This is a genomic window from Streptomyces sp. NPDC088910 (assembly GCF_044749865.1).
Lineage (GTDB): Bacteria > Actinomycetota > Actinomycetes > Streptomycetales > Streptomycetaceae > Actinacidiphila.
In genome coordinates this window covers 342,571-354,077 of sequence record NZ_JBIVIV010000006.1, presented here as the reverse complement: position 1 = coordinate 354,077, position 11,507 = coordinate 342,571, and the positions used below count along the sequence as shown (strand labels likewise).

9 protein-coding genes are annotated in these 11,507 nt (G+C 72.4%); all 9 read left to right on the top strand.

What is annotated here, in order from left to right; all coding sequences use genetic code 11:
• The first annotated feature begins 438 nt into the window (after window positions 1-438).
• The 9 genes from ACIP4Z_RS16685 to ACIP4Z_RS16645 all read left to right on the top strand — a co-directional run bounded on the left by ACIP4Z_RS16685 (window position 439) and on the right by ACIP4Z_RS16645 (window position 11,498).
• Window positions 439-2,178: a DUF4331 domain-containing protein gene (locus tag ACIP4Z_RS16685; protein ID WP_401308669.1), complete on the top strand. Its 1,740-nt coding sequence runs from the start codon at window positions 439-441 to the stop codon at window positions 2,176-2,178.
• Entirely contained in the window at window positions 2,175-2,942 is a 768-nt protein-coding gene (locus ACIP4Z_RS16680; RefSeq protein WP_401308666.1) for a class F sortase, read from the top strand. Before ACIP4Z_RS16685 ends, ACIP4Z_RS16680 begins: the two co-directional genes overlap by 4 nt.
• Window positions 2,939-4,300 (top strand): tetratricopeptide repeat protein, encoded by a 1,362-nt coding sequence (locus tag ACIP4Z_RS16675; protein WP_355342501.1) that lies wholly within the window; start codon window positions 2,939-2,941, stop codon window positions 4,298-4,300. The genes ACIP4Z_RS16680 and ACIP4Z_RS16675 overlap by 4 nt, the downstream gene beginning before the upstream one ends.
• Window positions 4,301-4,525: 225 nt before the next feature.
• A complete protein-coding gene (locus tag ACIP4Z_RS16670) occupies window positions 4,526-5,677 on the top strand; it encodes an acyl-CoA dehydrogenase family protein (protein ID WP_355342498.1) in 1,152 nt (383 codons plus the stop codon).
• A 3-nt stretch (window positions 5,678-5,680) separates the two neighbouring features.
• A complete protein-coding gene (locus tag ACIP4Z_RS16665) occupies window positions 5,681-6,799 on the top strand; it encodes an acyl-CoA dehydrogenase family protein (protein WP_401308661.1) in 1,119 nt (372 codons plus the stop codon).
• A 149-nt stretch (window positions 6,800-6,948) separates the two neighbouring features.
• Window positions 6,949-7,941: a zinc-binding dehydrogenase gene (locus ACIP4Z_RS16660; RefSeq protein WP_401308658.1), complete on the top strand. Its 993-nt coding sequence runs from the start codon at window positions 6,949-6,951 to the stop codon at window positions 7,939-7,941.
• 104 nt (window positions 7,942-8,045) lie between these two features.
• A complete protein-coding gene (locus tag ACIP4Z_RS16655; protein WP_401308655.1) occupies window positions 8,046-9,317 on the top strand; it encodes a cytochrome P450 in 1,272 nt (423 codons plus the stop codon).
• Window positions 9,318-9,396: 79 nt separating this feature from the next.
• The gene (locus tag ACIP4Z_RS16650; protein ID WP_391046062.1) at window positions 9,397-10,254 is read left to right on the top strand and encodes an SDR family oxidoreductase; all 858 of its coding nucleotides are present in this window, start codon (window positions 9,397-9,399) and stop codon (window positions 10,252-10,254) included.
• Window positions 10,254-11,498, top strand: a complete 1,245-nt coding sequence (locus ACIP4Z_RS16645; RefSeq protein WP_391046059.1) for a cytochrome P450 — start codon at window positions 10,254-10,256, stop codon at window positions 11,496-11,498. The genes ACIP4Z_RS16650 and ACIP4Z_RS16645 overlap by 1 nt, the downstream gene beginning before the upstream one ends.
• Window positions 11,499-11,507 lie beyond the last annotated feature (9 nt).

The window sequence follows — 11,507 nt, the reverse complement described above, 5'->3', positions numbered from 1 at the left end:
GCGCGGGCGGGGCCGCGCGCGTACCCGATGGGCCGACCCCGCACCTGTCACGGGCGCGCCCTCACTCGGGCGGCTCACCGCTGCCACCGGGGTGGCGCACAGGGCCGGGCGCGGAGGGAGGCAGCCCCGGCTCCGGAGCCCGCTGTCGCCCCGTCACCACCGCCGCCCCTGGCCCGAGTACCGGCGGATCCAGGTTTGTTGACCGTGGTGGCCCACAGCGAGAACCCTTCTGCCGCATTTCGGACCTGGCGCGTTGCAGGCCCCCTCGGCGCATGGTGCTTTATGCGTAGCTTAAGCCTCATATCGGACTTGCTCGCTGCCGTCGCCGTCACCGTACGGCGCGGTCATCGAGGTTCCGTTCAGGGCTGAGTCGTCCCCGCTCTGCGCCGTCCCGCCCCCAGCCGGGGGGCGGCGGCCCCGCCTGGAAACGGATGGTCCATGCAGTCTTCCCACCCGCCCCGCCGCACGGCGGCCCGCGCCGCCGAACGCTCACTCGCCACCGCCGGCCTGCTGGCCCTGGTGTCCTCCGTCGTCCTGACCGGTCTGACGCCCGGTGTCAGCTCCGCCTCCAGCCACCGCGAGGCGCCGCTGATCGCCGGGGACCCCAAGGCGGACAACACCGACGTCTACGCCTTCACCAGCCCGGACAACCCCGACACCGTGACCCTGGTGGCGAACTGGATCCCGTTCGAGGAGCCCAACGGCGGCCCGAACTTCTACCCGTTCGCCAACGACGCCCACTACAACATCAAGATCGACGCGGACGGCGACGGCAAGGCCGACACCACGTACACCTGGTCCTTCACCGACCACTACCGGGACGAAGCCAACCAGTTCCTGTACAACACCGGGGTCGTGAAGTCGCTGGACGACACCACCTTGAACTTCCGTCAGACGTACACGCTGACGGTGACCGACGCGGACGGCAACACCAAGACGCTCCTCAAGGACGCGCCCGCGGCCCCCTCCAACGTCGGCAAGGCGTCGATGCCGGACTACGCCTCACTGCGCAAGGAGGCCACCGTCGCCCTCCCCGACGGCGGCCAGACCTACGCCGGGCAGGCGTCCGACCCGTTCTTCCTCGACCTGCGGGTCTTCGACCTGCTGTACGGCGGCAACCTCAAGGAGACCGGCCACAACACGCTCGCCGGTTACAACGTCAACACCATCGCCCTCCAGGTGCCCAAGTCCGCGCTGGCACTGAAGGGGGACGCCACCCGCAACCCCGTCATCGGCGTCTGGTCCACCACCGACCGGCAGGGCGCGGCGGTCGCCGCGCCGTCCGGCAAGGGCGACGAGGGCATGGCGTCCCACGGCGCGGAGGGTGCCGGGGGTGCCGGGGGAGCCGGGGGCGCCGGGGAAACCGCGGGCGCCGCGGACTCGCAGGACGAGGGCAAGGGCGGCCCGCCGATGCCCGACAAGGGCGGCGAGACGGGCTGGCACCAGGTCTCGCGCCTCGGCAACCCGCTGGTCAACGAGGTCGTCGTCCCGCTGAAGTACAAGGACGCCTTCAACACCCTCAACCCGGACCAGGACCACACCGTGCAGCCGGTCGTCGACAAGGTCCTGGACCCGATCGTGCCCAAGCTCATCCAGAGCATCTACGGCGTCCCGGCGCCCGCCACCCCGCGCAAGGACCTCGCCGAGATCTTCCTGTCCGGAATCTGCAAGGCGTGCGGACCGGTCCAGGCCGACCTCAACTCGCAGTTGCTCAACGCCGACGTGGACAAGGCGAAGTTCACACCGTCCGAGGAACTGCGGCTGAACATGGCCGTCGCGCCCTCCGCCAACCCCAACCGGCTCGGCGTCCTCGGCCAGGACCTGGCCGGCTTCCCCAACGGCCGGCGGCTCAACGACGATGTCGTCGACATCGAGCTCCAGGCGCTGGAAGGCGCGGCGGAGACCGGAAAGATCGTGCCCGCGCTGGCCGCGGGTGACGCCGTCGACACCCCCTACCGCCAGCCCGGTTCGACCTTCCCGTACGTGGCGCTGCCCAACACCGCCGCGGTCAACCAGGCCGACTCGCTGCACCCCGACGGCGGCGTGGGCGCCGGCTTCGGCGGCACCGCGTTCCACGGCGGCTTCCCCGCCGTTTCGGTGACGGCCCTGGGCGGCGGTGCCCTGCTGGCCACCGCCGGACTCCTGGCGCTGCGCCGCAGGCGCGCCGACCGGGTGTGACCGCCCCCGCCACCTCGGGCCGCCCGGCCTCCGCACCGGAGGCCGGGCGACTGCGGCGCGCCCTCAGATTCCGCCCCGCCCGGCCCTGGCGCCTGATCACCGCGCTGGGCGTCCTCGCCGGTCTGGGCATGATGACGGCCGGCGGCTGCGCGCTGCTCACCGCCCGGCCGCCGAAGACCACGCAGGTCGACGTCGGCACGCTGCCGGTCCCCGCGACCGCCGGGGGCCACGCCGCCCCCGTCGCCCCCGCGGCGCCCGCCGCACGGCCGGTCCGGATCCGTATCCCCGGCATCGGCCTCGACCACCCCCTGATCGGCCTCCAGGTCCAGCAGGACGGCCACCTCGGCGTGCCCGAGGACCCCGGCCAGGTCGGCTGGTGGAGCGACGGCCCGCGCCCCGGCGACCCCGGCGCCGCCATCGTCGTCGGCCACGTCGACTCCCTCACCGGCCCGGCCGCCTTCTACGGACTGTCCACGCTGCGCCCCGGCGACCGGATCACCGTCGACCGCGCCGACCACACCCACCTGGACTTCACCGTGCGGGCGCTGCGGCAGTACGAGAAGGACGCGTTCCCCGACGACCAGGTCTACGCGACCGCCGGTCCGCCCACGCTGCGGCTGATCACCTGCGGCGGCGCGTACGCGGGACCCGAGGGCGGCGGCTATCTCGACAACGTCGTCGTCTACGCCACGCCCGCCGACCCGAAGCCGCCGCGCCCGTCCCCCCACGCCACCCCCACGACCCCCCAACGGAGCGGGAATTGACTACGTCCGTCCGCCGGAGCCCCCGGCGTCATCTGCTGTCCGCCGCCGTCACCACCGTCCTCGGCGTGGGCCTCTTCCTCGCCGGCGGCCTCGGGCTCGCCCCCTGGCCGGTGACGGGCGCCGACCGCGCCGCGGGTCCCACGGGCGAGGCCGGGGCCCCGGCGGCCGGCGCGGACCCGCTCGCCCAGGACATCAACGGCATCCAGGCCCACCTGCGGCAGAGCCCGCGCGACGCCGTCGCGCTCGGCACCCTCGGCCTCGACTACGTCCAGCAGGCCAAGAACACCGCCGACCCGACGTACTACCCCAAGGCGGAAGCCGTCCTGAAGCGCTCGCTGTCGGTGGACGCCACGGACAACTTCACCGCGATGGGCGGCATGGCCGCCCTGGAAGCCGGGCGGCACGATTTCCGCCAGGCGCTCACCTGGTCGCGCAAGGCCGTGGCCGTCAACCCGTACAACTCGTCCCTGTACGGCACCCTCGCCGACGCCCTCACCCAGCTCGGCCGTTACGACGAGGCCGCCGACGCCGTACAGCGCATGGTCGACCTCAGGCCCGGCGCGCCCTCGCTGGCGCGCGCGTCCTACGTCGCCGAACTGCGCGGCGACATCGACACGGCGAGAACCGACATGCGCCGCGCCCTCCAGGACTCCGCGGGCCCGGCCGACCAGGCGTTCGCCCACTACTACCTCGGCGAACTCGCCTTCAACAACGGCGATCCGGCCACCGAGCTGACCGAGGCCGCCGCCGGTCTGCGCGTCGCGCCGACCTACACTTCGCTGTTCCAGGCCAAGGCCAGGGCCGAGGCCGCGCTCGGCAGGACCGACGCCGCCCTCGCCGACCTCAACCGGGCCGTCCAGCGGGTACCGCAGCCCGAGTATGTGCTCCAGCTCGGCGAGCTGTACCAGTCCCTCGGCCGCACCGCGCAGGCCGACGAGCAGTACCAGCTCTTCCGCGCCGAGCAGAAGCTCTTCGCCGCCAACGGCGTCGCCCTCGACTCCGACGCGGCCCTCTTCGAAGCCGACCACGGCGACGCCGCGCAGGCCCTCGCCATCGCCCGCCGGGGCATCGAGTCCCGCCCCTTCATGGACACCCACGACGCCCTGGCCTGGGCCCTGCACGCCAACGGCCGCGACCGCGAAGCCCTCGCCGAGAGCGACCTGGCCCTCGCCCAGGGCACCCGCAACGCCCTGTTCCGCTACCACCGCGGCATGATCGAACGGTCCCTCGGCGACACGGCGGCGGCCCGCACCGACCTCGCGACCGCCCTGTCCGTCAACCCCCACTTCAGCCCCCTGGCCGCCCCCAAGGCCCGCGCGGCCCTGACCGCCCTGACCGGCCCATCCCGGCGCACCTGACCGTCGCGGAGTCCCTGCGGCAACGGTTCGAGGCGACGACGGTCTCCTTCCTCATCGTGGACCTGACGGGAAGGCGGTCGCCCGGCTGTCCACCGTCGGAGCCGTGGCCGGTCCTCGGCGGCTGGGCCGGGCACCGGGGCGTTCGCGCTTCTTGACGGGGGTTCGGGTGGCGTGCCACGGTGAGGATATTACTTAGGGATGTTAAGTGATTCCTCGAGGAGCCGTATGAAGCTGAGGTTGTCGCCCGAGGACGCGGCCTTCCGTGACGGGTTGCGGCGGTTCTTCACCACGCGGGTGCCGGGGCACATTCGGGAGACGGTGGCGGCGCGCGAGGAGTTGACCAAGGAGCAGATGGTCGAGTCGATGCGGACGCTCGACGCGGCCGGGATCGCGGTGCCCAACTGGCCGGTCGAGTGGGGCGGGAGGGACTGGACGCCGCTGCGACGGCACATCTGGCACGAGGAGATGCAGGCGGCCTGCGTTCCGCCGCCGGTCACCTTCAACGCCTCGATGGTCGGCCCGGTCATCGCCGCGTTCGGCTCGCGGGAGCTCAAGGAGCGCTTCCTGCCGGCCACCCGGAACGTCGACATCTGGTGGTCGCAGGGCTTCTCCGAGCCCGACGCCGGTTCCGACCTGGCCGCTCTGCGCACCTCGGCCGTACGCGACGGCGCGCACTATGTCGTCAACGGCCAGAAGACCTGGACCTCCTACGCCCAGTACGGCGACTGGATCTTCACGCTGGTGCGCACCGATCCGGACGCCCCGCGCAAGCAGGCCGGCATCTCCTTCCTCCTGATCGACATGGCCTCGCCGGGCGTCACCGTCCGGCCGATCCAGCTCATCGACGGCGGGAGCCTGGTCAACGAGGTCTTCTTCGAGGACGTGCGCGTCCCCGTCGACAACCTCGTCGGCCAGGAGAACCACGGGTGGGACTACGCCAAATTCCTCCTCGGCAACGAGCGGGTGGGGATCGCGGGCGTGGGCGGGACCAAGTGGCTGCTGGCGCAGGCCAAGACATGGGCCGGGGACCGGCTGCGCGAGGATCCGCTGCTCGCGGCGGACTTCGCGCGGCTGGAGAACGACCTGCTGGCGGTCGAACTGACCTCGATCCGGGTCGCCGCCGACTCGGCGGACGGCAAGGCGCAGCCCGCCTCGTCCGTCCTCAAGCTCGCCGGATCCGAACTCCAGCAGGCCGTCACCGAACTCGTCCTCGGCCTCGCGGGCGAGCAGGGGCTCTCCGGCGACCCGGCCGCGGGCGCGCCGCCGTGGACCCGCCCGGCCGCCGCGGCCTATCTCCACCTGCGGGCCGCGAGCATCTACGGCGGCTCCAACGAGGTGCAACGACAGATCATCGCCGGCACGATCCTGGGGCTGTGAGACATGGACTTCGACCGCACCGACGAGCAGCGCGCCCTGCGGGACGCCGCACGCGGTCTGTTGGGCACGGCCTACGCCACGGTCCAGGGCCGCCGTGACGCCACGGCCGAGGAGCCGGGATACGACGAGACCATGTGGTCCCGGCTGGCCGCGATGGGCGTCCTCGGACTGCCGTTCGCGGAAGAGGCCGGCGGCATGGGCGCGGGCCCGGTCGAAGTCGGCGTGGTGGCCGAGGAGATCGGGCGCGTACTGGCCCCCGAGCCCTTCGTCGAGGCCGTCGTCCTGTGCGGCGGCCTCCTCGCGCGGGCGGGCGGCGACGTGTCCGGCATCGCGGACGGCACCCTCCTTCCGGCGTACGTCGGCGGTCCCGGCGTCACGGCCCGGCGCGACGGCGAGCGCTGGGTGCTGGACGGCGGCGCCTCGCCCGTACTCAACGGAGCCCGTGCCGACCTGCTCGTGGTGGTCGCCGACGTCGGCGGAACACCGGCGCTCTTCACGACGGCCGGGGGCGAGCGGACCCCGTTCGGTACGTACGACGGGGGACGCGCCGCCCGGGTGACCTTCGGCGCGACCGCCGCCGAGCCGCTGGGCGATCCGGCCGCCGACGCGACCGGCGTGATCGCGTACGCCCGGGCCCGCGCGCAGGTGGCGTACGCCCACGAGGCGCTCGGCGCCATGGAGCGCGCGCTGGAGATCACCCGCGACTACCTGCGCGACCGCCGCCAGTTCGGGAAACCGCTGAGCGCCTTCCAGAACCTCACCTTCCGCGCCTCCGACATGTACGTCTCGCTCGAACTCGCGCGCAGCACGGTGCTGTGGGCGTCGATGGTGCTCGCGGAAAGCGACGAGAGGGAGCGGGAGGGCGGTCAGGCGGAGAGCGGCGCGGCCGAAGGCATCGAGGCGGCGTCGCGCGCCAAGCTCCGGGCCGCCGAGTCCGGGCGGCACATCGGCCAGGAGGCGATCCAGTTGCACGGCGGGATCGGCATGACCATGGAGTACCAGGTCGGGCACTACGCGATGCGGCTCACCACCATCGAGCACCTGCTGGGCGACCGGCGCCACCACCTCTCCCGCCTGGCGGCGGCGGTCGGCGACCACCGGGCCGTGAACCCGCTGCAATAGCCGGCGCCCGGCCGCCGCAGGAGCTAACGCACGAGCCGCCGCACGAGCTGACGAACGAGCCGGCGGACGAGTCGTCCGATGAGCCGGCGGGATTCTGTCGATAATCCATTAACCATGCTAATTTATTGCGCAATCCGAAAGGGGCCCCCATGGCAGGGTCGGTCACCACACACGAAGCCCGGCTCACCCACGACGGCGCGGAACCCCTCACCGCCGGTTCGTTCGAGGTGGCCGAACGGGAACTGCCCCCGGCGGTCGACGGCGAGATCCTCGTCGAGGTCCGGTACGCCTCCCTCGATCCCTCGCAGCGGATCCGGCTCCGGTCGGAGGGCGCCGGTTTCGTCCCGCCCGCCGGAGTCGTCGGCACCGTCGTGGAGTCCCGGAGCGACGCGTTCGAGGTCGGGGACACGGTGACCGCGCCGGGCGCCTGGGCCACCGCGGTCCGCGTCCCGGCCGCGAGCGCCGAGCGGTACGACGCCCCGGAGGGTGTGGCCCTCCACCACGCGGTCGGTCTGCTCGGACTGACCGGTCTGACCGCCTACTTCGGGGTACGGCGGGTGCTCCGCCCGCGTCGCGGCGAGAAGATCGTCGTGACCGGCGCCTTCGGGGGAGTGGGCCAGGTCGCCGCGCAGCTCATCGCCGCGAGCGGCGCCGACGTCCTCGGCGTCGTGGGCGGCCCCGACAAGGCGCACGGCCTCAAGCGGCTCGGCATCACCGCCGTCGACCACCGGGCTCCGGACTGGACCGCCGAGGTCGACCGCTGGGCGCCCGAAGGGCTGCACGCGGTCTTCGACAACGTGTGGGGCGAGACGTCCGCACGGCTGGTCGAGCGGCTGGGACCGCTCGGCCGCGTCGCCCTGTGCGGGCAGATGTCCGGCATCGGCGAGGCGGTGGTCCCGCCGCTGCCGCTGGACAACTGGTTCCGGCTGGTGACCCGTTCGCTGACCGTCCAGGGTTTCCGCGCGGCCGACTTCGCCGCGGAGAACGCCGACGCGCGCCGGGCCCTCGCGGACATGATCGCCTCGGGCGCCCTCGACCAGGAGATCCACCTGGCGCCCGGCCTGGCCGCCGCGGGCCCGGCCTTCGCCGACCTGCTCACCGGCCGCGTCGTCGGCAAGCTCGTCGTAGCGGTGCGGGAGTGAGCGACGGTGCGGGAGTCAGTGACGGTGCGGGATCACGCGGCGGTGCGGGAGTCAGTGACGGTGCGGGATCAAGCAGCGGTGCGGGAACGAGCGGAGGTACGGGCATGAGCAGCGGTACGGGCGCGGGCGCGGACGCCCTGCGGGACGACGTACTCGCCCTGCTGGCCGGGGACGGCGACAGACTCGCGGACCCGTACCCCACCTGGAACCGGCTGCGCGAGGAGATCCCCGTCTGGAAGCAGGGCGACGTGGTGATCCTGAGCCGGCACGAGCACGTGCACCAACTGCTCGGGGACAACAACATCCTCTACAGCCGTCAGGGCACGAAGACCTCCGCGCGCTACGAGCGCGCCAAGCGGGAGTTCAGCCCGCACGGCAGCGCCGCCTTCGGCCGGGTCCTCGACCAGGAGTTCCACCAGTTGGTGCGGATGGACCCGCCGGACCACCCGCGGGTGCGGCGGGCGGTCCAGCCGCCGTTCTCGGCGCGCAATCTGGCCCGTGAGATGCAGGACAAGGTCAGCGAACGGGTCGACCGCAATCTGACCGCGCTGGCGGCGGGCGGCGGCGAGGCCGACTTCAAGAAGTTCGCGTACTCCCTTCCCCTCCAGGTGCTCGGCGACCTCCTGGGCATCCCGATCGACGACCTCGACATGGTCCACTCGTGGGCCCAGAAGATCGCCGAGAACAAGTTCAACGCCGACTCCGAGAGGGCGGCGGTCGAGGCCGACGAGGCGTACCGGCACCTGATGACGTACATCGACGTGCTCGTGGCGCGCCAGCGGGCGAGCGGCTCCGAGACCGGCCTCGTGGCCGCGCTGCTGGAATCGGAGGACAGCGGCGTGGTCTCCCACGAGGAGGCGATGGCCATGATGGCGCTGATGATCTTCGCGGGGCACGAGACGACCAGCAATCTGCTGGCCATCGGACTGCTCGAACTGCTGCGCCATCAGGACCAGTGGGACCTGCTCGTCGCGGAGCCCGAGCGGGTCCCGGCGGCGGTGGAGGAGCTGCTGCGCTTCGTCACGCCCGCGCACTTCCTGCCGTACGTCGCGAAGGAGGGGCGGGAGGTCGACGGCGTCGCGGTCGAGGCGGGCGACACCGTCATCGGCGTGCTCGCCGCGGCCAACCGGGACCCCGCGGTCTTCGCGCGGCCGGACGAGCTGGACATCGCCCGCGCCGACAGCCGCGCGCACGTCTCGCTCGGCCTCGGGCCGCACTTCTGCCTGGGGGCCGGTCTGGCGCGGATGGAGGCGACGGCGCTGTTCGGCACGATCGCGCGCAGGTTCCCCGGCGCGCGGCCGGTCGAGGCCGATCTGCGCTGGGGCGGCCGTTCGCTGCGTACGCCACTGGCCATGCCGGTCCGACTGCTGGGCTGATCGGATGCCGTGACGGCGGCCGATCCCGTGCCTTGACGGTGGCGGGCAGCACTCCTATCGTGTTATTTCACATTGCTAAATGAATGATCGGGAGGTTCCGGTGCGCTACCTCATCACGGGCGCGGGCAGTGGGATCGGACGTGCGGTGGCGACCCTGGCCGCGCGCGCGGCCGGGAGCGAAGGAGCCGGGCAGGCGCGGCTCGCGCTGCTCGACCGCGACGCCGGGGCCATCGAGGCGGTCGCCGCCGAACTCCGGGGGACCGGCGCCGAATGCCTGCCGCTGGCCGTCGACCTGAGCGACCCGGCGGCGGTCGGCAAGGCGGTGGAAGAGGCCGTCTCCGCCTTCGGCGGCCTCGACGCCCTCGTGAGCAACGCCGGGATCAGCTCGGCCGACCCGCTCGAAGACCTCAGCCTGGAGACCTTCCAGCGCACGTTCGACGTCAACACCCGCGCGACCTTCCTGCTGGCACGGGCGGCCTTCCCGGCGCTCCGCGCGTCGCGCGGTGCGATCGTCGCCACCGCGTCGATCTCCGCGACGCATCCGACACCGCCGCTCGGCATGTACAGCGCGAGCAAGGCGGCGCTGAAGATGATGGTCCAGCAGATGGCGGTGGAATGGGGCCGGTACGGAATCCGGGCCAACTGCGTCTCGCCGGGACCGACGGACACCGGCCTGACCCGTAAATCGTTCGGCGACGCGGAGGACACGGCCGCCGCGGCGAACCGGCGTTACCGCGAAGCGGTCTCCCCCATGCGGAAGATCGCGCGCGCCGAGGACATCGCCGACGCCGTGCTCTACCTCGCGGGTCCGCGCGCCGGGCATGTCACCGGCGTGGACCTGCCCGTCGACGGCGGCCTGTCGCTGACCGTCATGCCGCTCACGGGGGGCACACCCGGATACCGACTCGACGAGATCGCGCAGGAGGCGACGTCGTGATGACCGACACCACCGCTGGGACGCTGCCCGGATTCCTCTCCTCCGAGGTCGCGGCCGACCCCGACGCCTTCTACCGGCGGCTGCGGGCCGAGGCCCCCGTGCACTGGGACGACGGCTACCGCGGCTACCTGATCAGCAAGCACGCCGACGTCGGAGCCGCCTACCGCAACCCGCTGTTCTCCACCCAGAACTACGAGGTCAGCCTCCAGCCCGTCTTCGGCCGCTCGATGCTCCAGATGGACGGCGCCGAACACAGCCGCAAGAAGGCCCTGGTCACCCCGTACTTCCGCGGCAAGGGCCTGGAGAAGTGGGCGCCGGTCATCGCGCGCAATGTCGCGACGATCCTGGACCGCTCCGTCGCGTCGGCGTCCGCGCACCTCACCCGCGGCTTCCGGCCGGGCGACACCGTCGACCTGCTGGCCGACTTCGGCTACTACCTGCCGGTCTACGTGATCACCGACATGCTCGGCCTGCCGCACAGCGACTACGACCGGTTCTTCGACTGGTACAGCAGGCACGTGGCCTTCCTCGGCAACCTCGCCCGCGACCCGGAGATCGACGAACTCGGCCGCCGGGCCACCAAGGAACTCTGGGAGTACCTCGCCCCCGTGATCGAGGACCGCCGCTCGCACCTCGGCGACGACCTCATCTCCGGGCTGATCACCGCCGAGATCGACGGCGAGCGCCTGGACGACCTCGAAATCCTCACCCACGTCACGCAGTTGCTCAACGCCGGGTCCGAGACCACCGGCAAGGCGCTGGCCAGTATGTTCGCCTATCTGCTGCGCGAGCGGACGCTGTTCGAGGAGGTACGGGACGACCGCTCGCAGGTCATCCCCGCGATCAGCGAGACCCTGCGGATCAGCCCGCCGTCCCAGATGAACGGCCGCAAGGTCACCCAGGACGTCGAGGTCAAGGGCACCCTGCTGCCCGCGGGCACCCTGGTGATGCTCCTCATGGCCTCGGCCAACCGCGACGAGGACCGGTTCTCCGACCCGGACACCTTCGACTTCCACCGGCCCGACCTCGACCACGCCAAGACGTTCACCGCGGCCGGTGACACCTTCGCCTTCGGCTCGGGGCGGCACTTCTGCCTCGGCGCGATGCTCGCCAAGTCCGAGCTGGAGATGGCCTCGAACGTCCTGCTCGACCGGTTCCCCGGCATGCGCCTGGCCGACGGGTTCGAGCCCGCGTGGTCGGGCCTGAAGATGCGGTCGGTGGACAGGCTGACGGTGACCCTCTGAACGACCGGC